Annotated in this window: 16 protein-coding genes; 8 read left to right on the top strand and 8 right to left on the bottom strand. The window is 44.6% G+C overall.

Annotated elements, in window-relative coordinates:
• The first annotated feature begins 63 nt into the window (after nucleotides 1-63).
• A complete protein-coding gene (locus HMPREF1212_RS03110) occupies nucleotides 64-1,239 on the top strand; it encodes a MalY/PatB family protein (RefSeq protein WP_046148396.1) in 1,176 nt (391 codons plus the stop codon).
• A gap of 39 nt (nucleotides 1,240-1,278) precedes the next feature.
• Here the strand turns inward: HMPREF1212_RS03110 and HMPREF1212_RS03105 are convergent, their stop codons facing one another.
• Nucleotides 1,279-3,048 carry an LTA synthase family protein gene (locus tag HMPREF1212_RS03105; RefSeq protein ID WP_232430039.1) on the bottom strand — a complete coding sequence of 590 codons (1,770 nt, stop codon included), beginning with the start codon at nucleotides 3,046-3,048 and terminating at the stop codon, nucleotides 1,279-1,281.
• A 303-nt stretch (nucleotides 3,049-3,351) separates the two neighbouring features.
• Here HMPREF1212_RS03105 and HMPREF1212_RS03100 point away from each other — a divergent pair, with 303 nt between their 5' ends.
• Nucleotides 3,352-3,930, top strand: coding sequence for an FKBP-type peptidyl-prolyl cis-trans isomerase (locus HMPREF1212_RS03100; RefSeq protein WP_028728714.1), 579 nt, complete (start codon nucleotides 3,352-3,354; stop codon nucleotides 3,928-3,930).
• A 110-nt stretch (nucleotides 3,931-4,040) separates the two neighbouring features.
• The gene (gene aroC, locus HMPREF1212_RS03095) at nucleotides 4,041-5,111 is read left to right on the top strand and encodes a chorismate synthase (protein WP_046148394.1); all 1,071 of its coding nucleotides are present in this window, start codon (nucleotides 4,041-4,043) and stop codon (nucleotides 5,109-5,111) included.
• Nucleotides 5,112-5,213: 102 nt separating this feature from the next.
• On the opposite strand, the gene rlmH is transcribed toward aroC, so the two are convergent.
• A complete protein-coding gene (rlmH, locus tag HMPREF1212_RS03090) occupies nucleotides 5,214-5,687 on the bottom strand; it encodes a 23S rRNA (pseudouridine(1915)-N(3))-methyltransferase RlmH (RefSeq protein ID WP_046148393.1) in 474 nt (157 codons plus the stop codon).
• A gap of 89 nt (nucleotides 5,688-5,776) precedes the next feature.
• Between rlmH and HMPREF1212_RS26850 the strand changes: the two genes are divergently transcribed.
• The 3 genes from HMPREF1212_RS26850 to HMPREF1212_RS03075 all read left to right on the top strand — a co-directional run bounded on the left by HMPREF1212_RS26850 (nucleotide 5,777) and on the right by HMPREF1212_RS03075 (nucleotide 7,340).
• Complete coding sequence (locus HMPREF1212_RS26850) at nucleotides 5,777-6,148, top strand: DUF4783 domain-containing protein (protein ID WP_028728717.1); 372 nt, start codon at nucleotides 5,777-5,779, stop codon at nucleotides 6,146-6,148.
• A gap of 3 nt (nucleotides 6,149-6,151) precedes the next feature.
• Complete coding sequence (gene nadC, locus HMPREF1212_RS03080) at nucleotides 6,152-6,991, top strand: carboxylating nicotinate-nucleotide diphosphorylase (RefSeq protein WP_046148392.1); 840 nt, start codon at nucleotides 6,152-6,154, stop codon at nucleotides 6,989-6,991.
• Nucleotides 6,992-7,073: 82 nt separating this feature from the next.
• Nucleotides 7,074-7,340 carry a DUF6722 family protein gene (locus HMPREF1212_RS03075; RefSeq protein ID WP_052724903.1) on the top strand — a complete coding sequence of 89 codons (267 nt, stop codon included), beginning with the start codon at nucleotides 7,074-7,076 and terminating at the stop codon, nucleotides 7,338-7,340.
• Between the two features lie 161 nt (nucleotides 7,341-7,501).
• Here the strand turns inward: HMPREF1212_RS03075 and HMPREF1212_RS03070 are convergent, their stop codons facing one another.
• The gene (locus HMPREF1212_RS03070; RefSeq protein ID WP_046148391.1) at nucleotides 7,502-8,077 is read right to left on the bottom strand and encodes an acyltransferase; all 576 of its coding nucleotides are present in this window, start codon (nucleotides 8,075-8,077) and stop codon (nucleotides 7,502-7,504) included.
• Nucleotides 8,078-8,083: 6 nt separating this feature from the next.
• A complete protein-coding gene (locus tag HMPREF1212_RS03065) occupies nucleotides 8,084-8,788 on the bottom strand; it encodes an SAM-dependent methyltransferase (RefSeq protein WP_046148390.1) in 705 nt (234 codons plus the stop codon).
• 52 nt (nucleotides 8,789-8,840) lie between these two features.
• On the opposite strand from HMPREF1212_RS03065, the gene HMPREF1212_RS03060 reads away from it, so the two are divergent.
• Nucleotides 8,841-10,229, top strand: a complete 1,389-nt coding sequence (locus HMPREF1212_RS03060; RefSeq protein ID WP_046148389.1) for a methyltransferase RsmF C-terminal domain-like protein — start codon at nucleotides 8,841-8,843, stop codon at nucleotides 10,227-10,229.
• Nucleotides 10,230-10,466: 237 nt separating this feature from the next.
• On the opposite strand, the gene HMPREF1212_RS03055 is transcribed toward HMPREF1212_RS03060, so the two are convergent.
• The 3 genes from HMPREF1212_RS03055 to HMPREF1212_RS03045 form a co-directional block, all read right to left on the bottom strand.
• Nucleotides 10,467-11,474, bottom strand: coding sequence for a DUF4837 family protein (locus HMPREF1212_RS03055; protein ID WP_046148388.1), 1,008 nt, complete (start codon nucleotides 11,472-11,474; stop codon nucleotides 10,467-10,469).
• 190 nt (nucleotides 11,475-11,664) lie between these two features.
• Entirely contained in the window at nucleotides 11,665-12,342 is a 678-nt protein-coding gene (locus HMPREF1212_RS03050; RefSeq protein ID WP_028728515.1) for a hypothetical protein, read from the bottom strand.
• 10 nt (nucleotides 12,343-12,352) lie between these two features.
• Complete coding sequence (locus HMPREF1212_RS03045; protein ID WP_046148387.1) at nucleotides 12,353-14,422, bottom strand: RNA degradosome polyphosphate kinase; 2,070 nt, start codon at nucleotides 14,420-14,422, stop codon at nucleotides 12,353-12,355.
• 58 nt (nucleotides 14,423-14,480) lie between these two features.
• Here HMPREF1212_RS03045 and HMPREF1212_RS03040 point away from each other — a divergent pair, with 58 nt between their 5' ends.
• On the top strand, nucleotides 14,481-14,975 hold the full coding sequence (locus tag HMPREF1212_RS03040) for a metallophosphoesterase family protein (RefSeq protein ID WP_028728513.1): 495 nt from the start codon (nucleotides 14,481-14,483) through the stop codon (nucleotides 14,973-14,975).
• Nucleotides 14,976-14,983: 8 nt separating this feature from the next.
• Here the strand turns inward: HMPREF1212_RS03040 and HMPREF1212_RS03035 are convergent, their stop codons facing one another.
• Entirely contained in the window at nucleotides 14,984-16,102 is a 1,119-nt protein-coding gene (locus HMPREF1212_RS03035) for an NUDIX hydrolase (RefSeq protein ID WP_046148386.1), read from the bottom strand.
• Nucleotides 16,103-16,159: the final 57 nt, after the last annotated feature.

Here is a 16,159-nt window from a genome sequence, read left to right as displayed (position 1 = left end):
TAATTTGTATCTTTGACCCCGATCAATCGACAAACTAAGAAAAACTGACTGAACTAAGATAAAATGAAACAATACAACTTTGACGAAGTAATCGAACGCCGCGGAACCAATTGCGTCAAATATGATGCGATCAAAGAGCGGTACGGCAATGAGAATCTTACTCCTCTATGGGTTGCCGATATGGATTTCCGTACACCTGACTTTATTGTCAATGCAATAAAAAAACGCTGTGAGCACGAAATATTCGGTTATACTTTCGGTTCTGACTCTTACTATCAAAGTATTATCGAATGGGTAGACTACAAACAAAAGTGGAAGATCAAACGGGAATGGCTTAGCTATATTCCGGGTATTGTGAAAGGAATTGGCTTCGTAATCCAGTGTTTCACCAAGCCGGGAGATAAAGTGATCATACAACCTCCTGTATATCATCCCTTCCGTATCGTGCCGGAAAGCATGAAACGTGAAGTGGTCAATAATCCGTTGAAATTGGTTGATGGTATTTATGAAATGGACTTCGACCAACTCGAATCCGTGATCGACGAGCAATGTAAAGTCCTGATCCTTTGTAATCCTCATAACCCGGGCGGAATTGTATGGAAAAAAGATACACTGATCAAACTCGCTGAAATCTGTGCAAAGCATAATATCCTGGTCGTTTCAGATGAGATACATGCAGAGATGGCTTACCCGCAATTCACCCATCATCCGTTTGCCACCGTTTCGGAAGCTGCCGCCAATTGCAATATTACTTTCATGGCGCCAAGCAAGACATTTAATATTGCGGGCATCGTAACTTCCTACTCTATCGTTCCTAACGAAAGGATAAGAAAAGAATTTTACGAATTCCTGGAAGCCGGAGAACTGGGTGACGGTACGATCTTTGCTTATACGGCAACCGAAGCAGCTTATACATACGGAGCCGAATGGTTACAACAAATGCGAATGTATATAATGGAGAATGTCCGTTTCGTAGACGAATTCTTCAAAACAAAACTGCCGAAGATCAAAGTATATCCTCCACAAGCCTCCTTCCTGGTCTGGCTGGATTGCCGCGATTTGAAGTTAAGCCAGGAAGAACTGGTTAAACTATTTCAGGAGAAAGCCGGCTTATTGTTGAATGATGGAAGTATGTTCGGACCTGGCGGAGAAGGTTATATGCGACTGAATATTGGTTGCCCACGTTCCATTCTGGATACAGCATTGAACGCATTGAAAAAAGCAATCGACAAAAAATAAACCCCTATAAGCCGGTTCTCTCCAGAATCGGCTTTTTTATTACTTAACAGCAACTATATCAGTCCTTTTATTCTGATCATACCGATGTCCCAGATAATCGTACCGGATAATCATATCTGATATCTCCCAAGCTTTCTTAGCCATATAAATATCCTCTTTAGAAACTCCCGCCGTATCTCCCAGAACATTCAACTGGGGATCCACTTCAAAACCCGGTCTATGAGGATCTAATATGCTTTCTCCCATTCCTCGCCACCAATAATCATTCAGGCCTAATAAATCCAATAAAGTCGGATATACATCCACCTGCCCCATCACCTTTCCATAATATAAATTGAAAGGTGCATTTAGTATGATCAAAGGAACAAATGACTTATCTGAAACGATCTGCTTCCCTACCGGATCATCGCAGAGTTCTTTTCTTACTGTGCCTAACGCTTCATGGTCTCCCATGATCATGATCAACGTATTTTCAAAACGTTTATCAGCCCGGAGTTGCGCAATGAACTCACCGAGAGCCCGGTCTGTATAATTGGCCATCGTCATATAGTTATTAAGCACTTCGGGTACTTCGGGAGAAAAGAATACCTTTTTCAATGAATCAGGTAAGAGGAAAGGGTTATGCCCCGAATAAGTTACGCATTGCAGAAATGTATTTCCCGATTCATTCCAGACTTCATTATTCCGAATCTTCTTCAAACACTGACGCAGAAAGGCACGATCGCCCACTTGTCCACGCGATCCGACAGGCTCCTCTTTTATAAAACATTTCTTTGAAACCAAGCTATCATAACCCATAGCCGGTGTTATTACACACTGATTCCATACCATCGGTTTATCAATAGTCAGACTATACGTTTCAGAATCTTTATACTTTTCTTTAAACGCTTTTGCCAGTGAAGGATAATATGAGTCCGGGAATTTTATACTATAAGGCCCGGAGTTTATAGGTAAAAGACCTGTATTTACCAATAATTGCGCATCGATAGAACGGCCGCCTTTTACCTGCGATAATACATGAGGAGCATAGATTACGGATGAATCCCCTATTATCCGGTTCAGATTCGGCGTTATCTCCTGCCCTTCGACTGTCTTTTCGAGTACCCAACTTTCCAGAGATTCAGCTAAAATAATAATACAATTATCCCTTGAATAAGTCTTTGGGAGAACGGATTTCCAATCCGTTCTCCTGGTTAACCAGGAGTCAATGCGATCCTTTATTTCCGGACTGTATGTGATATTACTACATGAATAGTCATAATAAAGAGAACCGAATATCGTATACATCGGGATATTGCATGTATGAAGATAGGCATCCTGTAATTTCTCGTAGGCTGTTTTAAAACCATTCTGGCTCCAAAGCCGGATCGCAGGAAACAAAGAAACAAGTAATATCAGACAAATATACCGGACAAAGGCTAAAGGCATTTTACCCCCTTGAACTGTTTTAATATCTGTTCCTTTCCGGTAGTTGAACCACCATAAGAGACCGACCACCAAAGTCGAGAGCGGAAATAAAGTATCTACTATCCGTAGTGAGTCAAACACACTTCCTGAAAATTCAGTCAGGTTGGCTGCCAACGAATAGCTATCCAATGGAATTGCCGTAAAATAAGTACGGAAATACATCAGGTTGGAGACAAACAAACAGTCCATCAACACGAAGATAACCAAAGTAACCTTTACCGCCCGGAAACAGACCAACGGCAATAATAAGAACAAGGCTACCAGCAGAGTATCCAGATAGGTCTCTATCTTTGAAAACGGAGTAAACGTGGATAACATGCACCAGAGCAAATTAAACCACATAAACTTCAGGATCAAACAGGAAAAAAACAGACTTACTAACCTTCTGTTATCCATACAACAAGGAAAGAAAAAGTCCCTCAATTTAGAAAACCACATGTGTAACTACTACTTTATTAACCTATCGATAAACACTATCTACTCACTGCTAAAATATATAATTTGTAGATTTTTGTTTCAGCCGACAAAGATAAGTATATTATAGATTAAAACATTACATATCTTTATTTTTAAAAGAATAACCTGATTAACTCGGAAATTATACGTAAATTTGTCTCGTTTTATTTATTACAAATACAATTAAAAATGAAAATTACAGCAAATAAGTTCGTTGCGGTTACATACGACCTGAACGTAGGAGAAGGTGAAGAGCGCGAGTTGATGGAAAAAGCAGTGACAGAAGCTCCCTTAAAATTCATCTTTGGAACAGGCGCCATGCTTCCTGCTTTCGAAGATGCTTTGAAAGGTCTCGAAGTAGGTGACAAATTCGACTTCTCTATCGCTCCTGCCGACGCATACGGAGAATATGTGGAAGATCATGTATTGGATCTGCCGAAAAACATTTTTGAAGTTGAAGGTAAATTCGACTCGGAAGTGATCAAAGAAGGTAACACAGTTCCTATGATGGACTCGAACGGTAACCGTCTGAACGGTTCTATCCTTGAAGTTAAAGACGATGTGGTTGTTATGGACTTCAATCACCCGTTGGCTGGTGAGACTTTACACTTCAGCGGTGAGGTTATCGATGTTCATGAACCGACAGCAGAAGAAATTGCAGCGTTATCAGCTCCGGCTGGCGGATGTGGTTGCGGATGCGACGACTGCGGAAGCGATTGCGGTGACCACAATCACGAAGGTGGTTGCGGATGTGGTAGCTGCCACTAATAAATAAAAAAAAGATGCAGAATGGGGAATGAAGAATTAAAAGAGATTCTGCATTCCTCATTTTCATTTCCAGACTCATTCTTAATTCTCTACTTTTTCATTTATCAAGTATGAATACATTCGGAAATATATACAGATTAACCTCATTCGGCGAATCACACGGCCCGGGTATCGGAGGTGTTATCGATGGATGTCCGGCTGGCATCGAACTGGACACAGAGTTTATCCAGCAAGAATTGAACCGACGTAAACCGGGACAATCAAAAATCACGACTCCCCGTAAGGAAGACGATGAAGTACAGTTCCTTTCCGGTATCTACGAAGGAAAGACTACAGGTACACCGATCGGATTCATTATCTGGAACAAGAACCAGCATTCGTCGGATTACGACAATATGAAGACGGTTTACCGCCCTTCACATGCCGATTATACTTACCAGACGAAGTATGGCATCCGCGATCCTCGTGGCGGTGGACGTTCTTCTGCCCGCGAAACGATAGCCAGATGCGTTGCCGGTGCAATTGCAAAACTGGCATTGCGTCAGAAAGGAATCAATATACAGGCATTCACTTCCCAGGTCGGCCCTATCAAGCTGGAAGGCAGTTATAAAGAATATGATCTCAACCTGACAGAAGAAAATGCAGTAAGATGTCCTGATCCGGCTAAGGCTGCCGAAATGGAAACATTGATTGCCGAAGTGAAATCAAAAGGCGATACGATCGGTGGAGTGATCACTTGTGTGGTAAAAGGCACGCCTGTCGGTCTGGGAGAACCGGTATTCGGTAAACTACATGCAGCTTTAGGTCATGCCATGCTGACAATCAATGCAGTAAAAGGGTTTGAATACGGCGATGGATTCGATGCTGCCTTGTATCGTGGTTCCGAACGCAACGACCGTTTCTTCAATGACAACGGACATATCAATACACATACCAACAACTCAGGCGGTATCCAGGGAGGAATTTCCAACGGACAGGATATCTATTTCCGTGTTGCCTTCAAATCTGTGGCTACAATTCTGATGGAACAGGAAACCATCGATATGGATGGAGAAGATACCATCTTGAAAGCTCGCGGACGCCATGACCCGTGCGTACTTCCCCGGGCTGTGCCTATTGTCGAGTCAATGGCTGCAATGACGTTACTGGATTATTTATTGATACAGAAGACAAGAGAGTAATAATGTGACAATTATACAATGTGCCGATATGCTAATTAAGAGAATGATAGTTCTATTCTTTAACTGGCATATCGGCACATTTCTTACCTTAGCACATTACTTTTATTCGTGATGATAAGGTTCATTATTCAATATGGTCATCGCCCGATAAATCTGTTCCACGAAGATCAGGCGGATCATCTGGTGCGAGAAAGTCATCTTACTTAATGAGATCTTTTCGGAAGCGGCCTTGTAAACAGCTTCACTAAATCCGTACGGCCCACCTACAACAAAGACCAGCCGCTTCGGAACTGTATGCATCTTCTTTTCTATATAGGCAGAAAACTGTACAGATGTAAAATCCTTTCCTTTTTCATCCAATAATACTAAATAGTCTCCAGCCTGTAAAGTCTTCAATATCAACTCACCTTCTTTTTCTTTCTGTTGGGTTTCCGATAAGTTCTTTACGTTCTTTATATCCGGGATCACTTCCATTTCAAACGGGATGTAATGGACTAAACGGTTCTTATATTCATTGATTGCCTCTACAAAATAACCGGCATCCGTTTTGCCTATTACGACCAGTGCTATTTTCATTCGTTTACATTTTAAGTGTTGAAGGCGCTAATTTACAGGAAAAATACATACCTTTGCCTCAGAAAACTCATAAAAAGAGGAGATAGCTTATGAAACGATTATTACTTACATTGGCATTGATACTCTCATTTTTGAGCGTCATGGCGGCCGATATTACTCCTATATCAAATGCCTTCAAAGGAGGAAATGCCTCTTCACTAACAGGAGCAATGGATCAGGAAGTAGATATGGCCATACCCGGCTCATCTAAGAAGTGCAACGGAAGCGAGGCCGTAAAGATGCTGTCTACCTTCTTCGGGAGCAATAAACCCACAGGCTTTTCAGTAGTACATCACGCGGATAAAAAGGACGCAGGTTTCTTTGTTGGAAAACTTCCGACAGCTTCAGGCGAATACCGTGTAAACATCACTTATCGTGCCGATGGGGATAAAGCGATCATACAATCAATCAGAATAGAATAACAAATGGATCAGTTAATCGACGACTTAATTAAATTATCGTTTGCCGAAGATATTGGCGACGGCGATCATACAACATTATGCTGCATTCCCGATACAGCCATGGGAAAGAGCCAGCTTATCATTAAAGAAGATGGCGTACTGGCCGGCATTGAAATGGCTAAACGTATCTTCCACGACTTCGACCCGGAACTGAAAATGACAATCTTTATCAATGACGGTGCAGAGGTTAAGAAAGGCGACATCGCTTTCACCGTAGAAGGTAAAGTGCAGTCATTATTACAGACAGAACGCCTGATGTTGAACGTGATGCAGCGCATGAGCGGCATTGCAACGACAACCCGCAAATATGTCAAGGCACTGGAAGGTACTAAAACCCGTGTGCTGGATACCCGTAAAACAACTCCGGGTATGCGTATGATGGAAAAGGATGCCGTAAAGATCGGTGGTGGCGTTAATCACCGTATCGGATTGTTCGATATGATCCTGCTGAAAGATAATCACGTAGACTTTGCCGGTGGTATCGAACAAGCAATTACCCGTGCACAGAACTACCTGAAAGAAAAAGGCAAGAACCTGAAAATCGAAATCGAAGTTCGCAACTTCGACGAACTGCAACAGGCCATGAACGTGGGCGGCATCGACCGTATCATGCTGGATAACTTCAATATCGAAGACACAAAGAAGGCTGTTGAAATGATTGGCGGACGCTTCGAAACCGAATCATCCGGCGGTATCACTTTCGATACATTACGCGATTATGCTGAATGCGGCGTAGACTTTATCTCTGTCGGAGCACTGACCCACTCGGTCAAGAGCCTCGATATGAGTTTGAAGGCTTGCTAAGAAATATTTATAAGGCGGATAGTTGACTATCCGCCTTTCTTTTTATATATTTGCCACAGTATTAACAAAACAACTATAAACTATGAAAAATGCTACGACAATCCGTAGGCCTAAAAAGCCCGATAAACTAAAGTTTCTCACCCGAATAAGTAAGAAAACACAAAAGGCTGTTTATCTGGAAGCCAGCAAATACATTAGCGATCTTACCAAGTTGATATTCGGCGGCATCATTTTAACGAACATATTAAACTTTAATATTGATAAAGTGATTATCTTTGTAGCAGGAACAATCGCAATTATAGGTTTTGTCATCCTGAGTTTATTATTATTTTTAAAAGGAAAGGAGTAAATTATGGGATTTCTTTATTTATGCATAACATGTATTGTTATATCTGCAGTTTTCTTTATTTGGCTTATGACTCCAAGTGGCCAAAGATGGTTAAATGAGAAATAACGACTTACATTAACTAAAATATACCAAAGGCGGAGTCACTTCCGCCTTTTCTATTTTTATCCGATACGGGTAACCTCATTATCCTTCAACTGATACCTCTCCCCGCTTTCCGGGCAAACCGCACAGCCATTCCCGTTAAAATACAGCCGATGGCCATACTCGCTCACCCAACCGATCTGTTTGGAAGGATTGCCAACCACCAGCGCATAAGGCGGAATCTCTTTAGTGACAACCGCACCGGCACCAATCAAGGCATACGCACCGATATTATGTCCGCAAACGATCGTCGCATTTGCACCGATCGTAGCCCCTTTGCCTACATGCGTTTTCATATATTCGTCTTTACGGCAAACGGCACTGCGCGGGTTGATCACATTTGTAAATACACAGCTAGGCCCCAAGAAAACATCCTCTTCACAAGTCACGCCGGTATAGACGGAGACGTTGTTCTGCACCTTTACGTTATTACCCAGCACCACTTCAGGCGATATAACGACGTTCTGCCCGATGTTACATCGTTCACCAATCGTACAACCGGTCATAATATGGGAGAAATGCCAGATGCGGGTATCATCGCCAATTGTACAACCGGGGTCGATAACTGCTGTTTCGTGTGCCTGATAAGTTGCCATAACAGATTATTTATAGATTAAGAAAATAGTCGGTTTCTTGCTCAGATCGGGCACTTTCCCTGCCCAATCCTTTACCGGACGGGTATGGATATATTCATCTTCGCAGGTGATGTCCGATGCAATACATAACTTGGTAGAAGGGCGGCAGGTACGGATCAGCTCCTCAGCCAGTTTATTGTTGCGGTAAGGCGTTTCGATAAAAAGCTGCGTCTGATTCTCCGCATAGATACGTCCTTCCAGCTTCTTGATCGCATGGGTACGTTCCGACGCATCGATAGGCAGATAGCCATGAAAGGCAAAACTCTGTCCATTGAAGCCGGAAGCCATCACCGACATCAGTATGGACGACGGCCCTACCAGCGGCACAACCGGATAATTCTTCCGCTGTGCTATAGCCACCACATCCGCCCCCGGATCGGCAACCGCCGGACATCCCGCTTCGGAGATAACACCTACGTGTTCTCCCTTAGCCAACGGAGCCAGGTAACCCGCCACATCCTCCACAGAGGTACGCTTATTCAGTTCATAAAAAGTCAGGTCGTCGATCACGATAGACGGCTCCGTCTTTTTCAGGAAACGGCGGGCGGTACGTATATTTTCTACAATAAAATGTTTAATCTGAAGAATGATCTCACGATTATATTCAGGAAGAACCCGACGATGTTCAGTCTCCCCCAAAGTAACCGGTATAAGGAAAAGCGATGCTTGCATACTGTTAGTTTTCTGCAAAGTTAGTATTTTTGCACCAAACAAACAGAATAAGATGGCACTTCCTATCGATTTTATCACACGCACCCGTGCCTTGTTAGGCGACGAATATGAGAAACTGGAAGCCGCATTGCAAGCGGATGTTCCCGTAAGTATCCGTATCAACCAAGAAAAAGGGACGAAAGCTCCGGAGACATCTCCCGTAGGCTGGAGCAAAACAGGTTATTATTTACCCGAACGCCTGTCGTTCACCTTCGACCCGCTGTTCCATGCCGGAGCTTATTATGTGCAGGAAGCCTCTTCGATGTTCCTCGAACAAGCCATCCGCAATTTCGTTACGGAGCCCGTCAGATGCCTCGACCTGTGTGCCGCACCGGGTGGGAAATCCACCCATCTGTTAAGCACCTTGCCCGAAGGCAGTCTGTTGGTCAGCAATGAAGTGATCCGCAGCCGCAGTAATATCCTGGCTGAGAACATCACCAAATGGGGTAACCCGAACAACATCGTAATCAATAATGATCCCGAAGAGATCGGCCGCCTCACCCATCTGTTTGATGTGATCGTCACCGACGTGCCCTGTTCCGGCGAAGGAATGTTCCGCAAAGATACCGACAGCACCGGCGAGTGGAGCGTGGCCAACGTCAACCTTTGTGCCGCCCGCCAGCGACGCATCATCCACGATATATGGGATGCTCTGAAACCCGGTGGCCTGCTTATTTACAGCACCTGCACGTACAATACGGAAGAAGACGAGGACAATATACATTATATTACAGAAGAACTGGGAGCCGAAGCCCTGACCATCCCCCTGAAAGAAGAATGGCAGATCACAGGTGCACTCCGCCACGACCATCCGGTATACCGCTTCTTCCCCCATAAAACCAAAGGGGAAGGTTTCTTCCTCGCCGCCCTGCGTAAAGCACCGGGTGAGACAGAAGAAATCCGTCCCCGGAATAAAAGCAAGAAAGAGAGAGGGAAAGCGGCGCCCGTCCTCCCTTCCGTGGTAAACGACTGGATAGAGGAAGCCGGCAAGTTCCGCTTCGAACTGATCAACGACACGATACAGGCCATCCCCTCAGCCCATCAGGAAGCATGGCAACTGATTGCAGGCCAGTGCCGGATCGTCACAGCCGGAATCCGCATCGGCGAGATAAAAGGGAAAGATATCCTCCCTGCCCATTCGCTGGCAATGAGCACGTCACTGAACAGAGAAGCCTTCACCACCGTTGAAATCAACTGGGAAGAAGCTGTCAAGTACCTGAAAAAAGAGGTTTTACTCTTGCCCGAAGAGACAAAGAAAGGCTATGTACTGGTCTGCTACAACGGCTTCCCACTGGGATTTGTCAAGCATCTGGGCAACCGGGCTAATAACCTCTATCCCCAGGAATGGCGTATCCGCAGCGGTTATCTGCCGGACAAAGTGGTCTTATATCCCGAGAGCTAAGCATGAAGGTCGTTACATCTAAGGATCTTCCTCCTTACTATTAAGCATTTTCCTCCCTACTTTGAATAAAGGAAGGCAGACTTTACATAAATGCAAAGCGAGCATTACATAAAAGAAAGGCAACTATTACATATACGTAAGGCAAGCCTTACTTTTGCAAAAGTGTGGACTTGGATGCTTAATTGTCCGGAGAAAAGAGCTTAATAGTGCAGACCTATCGGCTTAGTATTCGTATAGTCAATACGCCTGGACTACTAGCGGTTTAGGGATATTCACCGTATAAAGAGCCGCTTCGATCTTACGTATCAGGTTTCGTTTCGTTGTTTCGGGAGCGAAAACAAGGCCTTCCGTCACGACAATGCGCTGACTCCTCTCATCCAGGAAAGCATGGCTGACGAACGGGCCACCCATCTTATCCCCCACCATCTTCCACAGTCCGCGCAGGACTCCGCAATACTGATTATCGAGGGTTATCGGTTCGTAAGAGAGTGCGGCACGTCTTTCTGTCGCCATGTACGAATCCGGGAAAGCACCGGGAAGGTTCACTTTCAGAACGGAGTCGCGTTTGGCTACCAGATAATCTTCGGTGAATGTATTCTCATCCGTATAAGGGAAAGAGTAAACCAGCAAGTCCACGCGCCCGGTCTTGGCATTGTTGGAAACCCAAAGGAAGTCGGTCGTATCTTTGTAATAGGTCATATCATTCGGGGCATAGAGCTGGATATCAAACTTCTCGTTTACTTTTTCCATAGCCAGTTGGCTGTAATCCTTTTTCAGGATAGCCACACGGCGTTCTCTTTCTACTTTGGAAAACTGATTAACAATATCGGAATCGTGGAAAAGGAGATAAGTTACCAGTTCTTCTGTTGAAGGGGCATTTAGCTTTATTACCTCCTGGTTGGTAGCCCACTCGTCTTTGCTGGTTTTCATAGATACCGTTGTATATTTTGCCGGATCTATATCTACAAGGAGAATGTTGCGGACGTATCTTAGCAAACCGTTGAAGGTTTCGACCGGAGCGTAAGTAATACGCATGGAAGGTTCGATCTGGGGAAGTCCCGCAACCGGGGTATTCAGCTGGGCTCTTACCAGCTCGCCGACCTCACTGTCGTTAACTTCCTTAGTCATTACCACCAGGACTTCATACGGCAGTCCCGTTGCCCGTTTCTCGACAATGGATGTATTGCAACCGGTTAATGTAAGAAGTCCTAACAAAAAAAGGGTGATTAGATGCTGTGTTCTCATAAGCATTATTTGTTTGTGTATTATCAGAGTTAATTATTTACTCCGACAAATGTACGGGAGAAAAGGGAAAGGGAGAAAGATTACTGCCGGACAAACGAGGACAGACATAAACAAATAAAAACCAACACCATAGCTTCTCAAAGAATAGTATTTTACGTATTTGGCAGGACATTCTGCACGGACAGATCTATTAATAAAGACGAATAAACTGATCCAAATCCGTCTTTTCATCCAGTTGCAAGCGTTTCTTCAGACGGCTCTTCGACTTGGTCAGAGCGTCGGTGGTATTATTGAAGACAGCCATTTGATCCTTACGGGAGAAGTTCCATTTAATCAGGCAGCAGATCTCTTCTTCGTGCCGGGTGATGCCTGATTTCTCCTTCAGCTCCGTAAGGAAGTTGTTAAAGAGAAGGTCAGTGGTATGCAACAACTCCGTCCATTCCTGTTTGGTCAGGTTGGTGCGCACGGGGTCTTTCTTCAGTTGCATCAGCAGGGAGAAAGCATCGGGGGGAAGACGCAGGGTATCTGCCGTTTCGGACGAAAGGCGTTCGATGATCTGTTCGCTCTCACGAACTTTCCGTTGGTAATATTCCAGGTCGGCGACGCGTTCCTTGTAGAGCTCAGATTCTGAAGTCAGGTTATGCAGTTCTTCTTCGAGACGATTGATCTGCTCGATATAATCATACTTTTCCTTCTGGTAGTGATAAATGGCCACCTTATTCTTCCTGATCTTTTCCTTTACCAGCCGGTGGCGCTCCTTATTGCGTGCCATCCGGATGCCGATAATGTAGCCCAGCACCGCACCGGCTATCAGGGCTACCCAGCAAAAGCAGAAAAGGAAAAAGGTCAGGGAAGAAGGATTATCCATATCAGTTCATTCACGATTTGTTTTTCAAATACTCATAGATTGCCAACTGAGAACGAACCTTTACGGGGGAATCATCCCGCTTAAAGTTGTTATGCAGCTGTCCGTCGATCTGGCAGGCCTTCACGTTATCGCGCATCTGTATCTTGAGGATGTCGATGACTTCCTGTTTGATCTCCGGCACCAGTATCGGGAAGGCCGTCTCGATACGGCGGTTCAGATTACGGCGCATCCAGTCGGCCGACGTCAGGTAAAGGTCTTCCTTACCGTCATTATAGAAGTACCAGATACGGGAATGCTCCAGAAACATATCCACAATACGAGTAATCCGTATATTGGCACTGTAAGGCTGATCGGGCACCAAGCAGCAAATACCGCGAACGATCAGATCGATCTCCACGCCACATTCGCTGGCATGATAGAGTTCGTTGATCATATTCTGGTCGTGCAGGCCGTTCATCTTCAATACGATCCGTCCCTTGCGTCCCTGCTCTACATGCTCGATCTCACGATGAATCATACGGATCAGTTCGGGCACCATATTGAAGCGGGCAACCAACAGGTGGCGGAAGGTCGGTTCGGTCAACTTCCCTTCCAACACGGCAAAGACCTTATTTATATCGGTTATGATCTCGTCATTGCATGTCAGCAACGCCATGTCCGAATAGACGCGGGCGGTCTTTTCATTGAAATTGCCGGTACTCAGATACGCAAAGTCACGGCGTTTATTACCGTCCTCCGAGTCTTTCCGGATAATAACGGCTACTTTGGCATGCACCTTCAACCCGGGGATACTATATATAATACGTATACCCGCCTGCTCCATCCGCTCGGCGGTACTCATATTGTTTTCTTCATCGAAACGGGCTTTCAGTTCCACGAATACCGTCACTTTCTTCCCGTTCTGCGCCGCACTGACCAACGTGTTGATCACTGCCGAATTCTCCGCCACCCGGTATTGGGTGATCTTTATCTCATCCACCTTCGGATCGAAAGCCGCCTCCATCAGGAAACGGATCAGGTAATCGAACGATTGATAAGGGAAGTGCAACATGATATCTTTCTTCTTCACCGCACGGAACACGGAGCCTTTCTCATCCAGATAAGGAATACGCATGGGAGAAGGTATCTGCTGCTCCAGCTCTTTCCCTTTCGGGTTAGGCAGTTTGGCCAGGTCTTGCAGATTCAGATAACGGCCGCCGACCACCAGGTCGTCACCGGTAATACCGAACGCATCGCAGATAAAGGCTAGGAAATCGTCCGGCATAGCCCGGTCGTACATGAAACGGCTCAGGTCGCCGATCTTCCGTTTCTTTACTTTCTTGCGGATACTTTCCACGATATTCCCCTTTTCGTTCTCCAAATAAATATCGGCATCGCGGGAGATCTTAATGCTGTAACAGCTGTCGATAATGTATCCGGGGAATATATTTGCCAGATTTGCACGGATAATATCATCGATAAACATGATATAGAACTTTCCTTCATGCTCCGGCAACTCGATAAAACGGGGCACCTTGGCATAGGGTATCTTCATCATGGCATAATGATATTCGGGCGCCTGTCCCTCCTCCGGTTTACGTTTGCTTTTCTTGACCATACGGATCACCAGGTACAAACGGCGGTCGCGGATAAAGGTGCGGATATCCCCAGCCTGTATCATAACAGGCGAAAGGAAAGGAAAGACCTCTTCATTAAAGAAGTTATGAACAAACTCTTCGTGGAAGGGTTCGGGGTCGCTATCCTGATACAGGTAAATATTCTGCCGGTGTAGTTCAGGCAATATCTTTTCGGAAAAGATCCGGTAATATTCACGTTGCTGGCGGTTTACTTCATTGGTTATCTCGGTCAACACTTCTTCGGCTTCAGCACCGCTTTCTTCGGTGTAATTCTTTTTCATAATCACTCCGCGATGTTCGGCCACACGTATTTCGTAAAATTCTTCCAGATTGGAAGAATAGATAGACAAGAATTTAATCCGCTCATAAACAGGCAGCGTATCATCTTCCGCTTCCAGCAAAACCCGGTAGTTGAAAGAGAGCCAACTAATGTCGCGTTTAAAGTATTTATATGAATTCTCCATCGTATTCTATTCTTAGATGCGTAAATATAGATACTTTTGTAGAATAAAAGAAATTGTTATGATTAAAGTTGGACTTCTCTCGGATACTCACGCCTGGTGGGATGATAAATATGCGGAATACTTTGCAGAATGTGATGAAATATGGCATGCAGGAGATATCGGATCGGACGGGCTGGCTGCACGTCTGGCAGCCCTGAAACCTTTACGGGCGGTATACGGTAATATAGACGGGCAATCACTCCGGCTGGAGTATCCCGAGGTCGCTCATTTCACTGTGGAAGAAGTAAATGTGATGATGACGCATATAGGCGGTTACCCGGGACGATACAACCCGGCTATTCGCAAAGAACTGTACGATACCCGCCCGAACTTGTTCATAGCGGGGCATTCGCACATTCTGAAAGTTGCTTTCGACAAATATCTTAATTGTTTATATATCAACCCGGGAGCCGCCGGAAAAAGCGGCTTTCACCAGGTTCGCACATTAGTACGTTTCGTTATCGACGGCAAGAATATTAAAGATCTGGAGGTAATAGAACTTGGTATCCGATAGGTAGTTCGTTACTCTCCGCAGCAGAAACTTTCAGCCAGCAATATCGTATTTTGAAGATAAGAGAACTCCTGCTCAAAGTATTCACTGAATACACCCGATTGCAGGTTTTCTTCTATTTGTTTGGCAGTCCATAACTTTCCGCCTGCCTTTTTACACTGGCTCAATTGTTCTTCTGTACGCAAACAGATCACATAAAGCGAAACCAAGTGTTTAACCTTCTCGTTTTCGAACGTATAACGTATCAGGAAACGAGGTGTAATATCCTCCTGTTCGGCCAGTTCACCGACGGATTCGCGCACTGTACTTTCAATACTATGCCTGAACAGTACATAACTATGGAAAGGATAATCGATCGTATCTGGAGATACGAATGCATCTTTACTCCTTTTCATCAAATAAAGCATGCCGTTATGAATAACAGCTACCCGGACGATCGGATGATAGTATTTCTTCGGCAACGTACGGCTCACCGAACGTGCAATACAACCAATCACCTTTCCTCCTTCATTCAACACTGGCAACCACATCTCTTTACGCAAACTACCTTGCATCAACGACAGGCGTATCTGTTCATACAAAATAACCAGTATACCTATCAATACCCCCAGCTCCCTGTAAAGGAAACGCTCCGTACGCACACTCTGCATCGTATCCGGCAGGATACTGTACACCAGAATGGCAAACAGGTGCAATGTATATATATTCTGAACGAGCTGAGCAATGAAATAAAATTCATTCAATGTTGTTCGCATTAAAGTCCGCTTATAAGTCGGATGCGTTGATGTTCGTATTTTCTTCAGTACCGAGCGCCGGCTAAAACCGATAAACGCAAGTACAACTACCAACAACACCTCCGTAATCAACGGAGAATAAATGAACAATACCGGCTCTAGTTTCAGACAGAGAAAAACAGAATACAAGACCAATGTTATTGCCGAAGGCAACAGCAGGAATTGATACACTTTATCTTTACTCAAGACCTGATAGAGAAAAATACATACAAAACAAAAGGTAACGCCGATGATGAAAGACAAGAGATAAGAAAAATAGTTGTCCAAAAACATAAACAACAGCAATGGCAAAAGACCAATGGCTTGGTTGTCCAATCCTTTCTTAACTTTGTTCATACCCTTTCCCCCTTTCTTCGCACTTTAAATATATAACAACCCAATTTGTTAAATGTT

Origin of the sequence: Parabacteroides sp. HGS0025 (genome assembly GCF_000969845.1) — a bacterium.
Lineage (GTDB): Bacteria > Bacteroidota > Bacteroidia > Bacteroidales > Tannerellaceae > Parabacteroides > Parabacteroides gordonii.
This window is presented reverse-complemented; position numbering and strand designations above follow the sequence as displayed.

Bases quoted from the DNA above. Each gene is read 5' to 3' on its own strand.
- HMPREF1212_RS03110 (WP_046148396.1), top strand. From the start codon at position 64: ATGAAACAATACAACTTTGACGAAGTAATCGAACGCCGCGGAACCAAT.
- HMPREF1212_RS03105 (WP_232430039.1), bottom strand. From the start codon at position 3,048: ATGTGGTTTAATTTGCTCTGGTGCATGTTATCCACGTTTACTCCGTTT.
- HMPREF1212_RS03100 (WP_028728714.1), top strand. From the start codon at position 3,352: ATGAAAATTACAGCAAATAAGTTCGTTGCGGTTACATACGACCTGAAC.
- aroC (WP_046148394.1), top strand. From the start codon at position 4,041: ATGAATACATTCGGAAATATATACAGATTAACCTCATTCGGCGAATCA.
- rlmH (WP_046148393.1), bottom strand. From the start codon at position 5,687: ATGAAAATAGCACTGGTCGTAATAGGCAAAACGGATGCCGGTTATTTT.
- HMPREF1212_RS26850 (WP_028728717.1), top strand. From the start codon at position 5,777: ATGAAACGATTATTACTTACATTGGCATTGATACTCTCATTTTTGAGC.
- nadC (WP_046148392.1), top strand. From the start codon at position 6,152: ATGGATCAGTTAATCGACGACTTAATTAAATTATCGTTTGCCGAAGAT.
- HMPREF1212_RS03075 (WP_052724903.1), top strand. From the start codon at position 7,074: ATGAAAAATGCTACGACAATCCGTAGGCCTAAAAAGCCCGATAAACTA.
- HMPREF1212_RS03070 (WP_046148391.1), bottom strand. From the start codon at position 8,077: ATGGCAACTTATCAGGCACACGAAACAGCAGTTATCGACCCCGGTTGT.
- HMPREF1212_RS03065 (WP_046148390.1), bottom strand. From the start codon at position 8,788: ATGCAAGCATCGCTTTTCCTTATACCGGTTACTTTGGGGGAGACTGAA.
- HMPREF1212_RS03060 (WP_046148389.1), top strand. From the start codon at position 8,841: ATGGCACTTCCTATCGATTTTATCACACGCACCCGTGCCTTGTTAGGC.
- HMPREF1212_RS03055 (WP_046148388.1), bottom strand. From the start codon at position 11,474: ATGAGAACACAGCATCTAATCACCCTTTTTTTGTTAGGACTTCTTACA.
- HMPREF1212_RS03050 (WP_028728515.1), bottom strand. From the start codon at position 12,342: ATGGATAATCCTTCTTCCCTGACCTTTTTCCTTTTCTGCTTTTGCTGG.
- HMPREF1212_RS03045 (WP_046148387.1), bottom strand. From the start codon at position 14,422: ATGGAGAATTCATATAAATACTTTAAACGCGACATTAGTTGGCTCTCT.
- HMPREF1212_RS03040 (WP_028728513.1), top strand. From the start codon at position 14,481: ATGATTAAAGTTGGACTTCTCTCGGATACTCACGCCTGGTGGGATGAT.
- HMPREF1212_RS03035 (WP_046148386.1), bottom strand. From the start codon at position 16,102: ATGAACAAAGTTAAGAAAGGATTGGACAACCAAGCCATTGGTCTTTTG.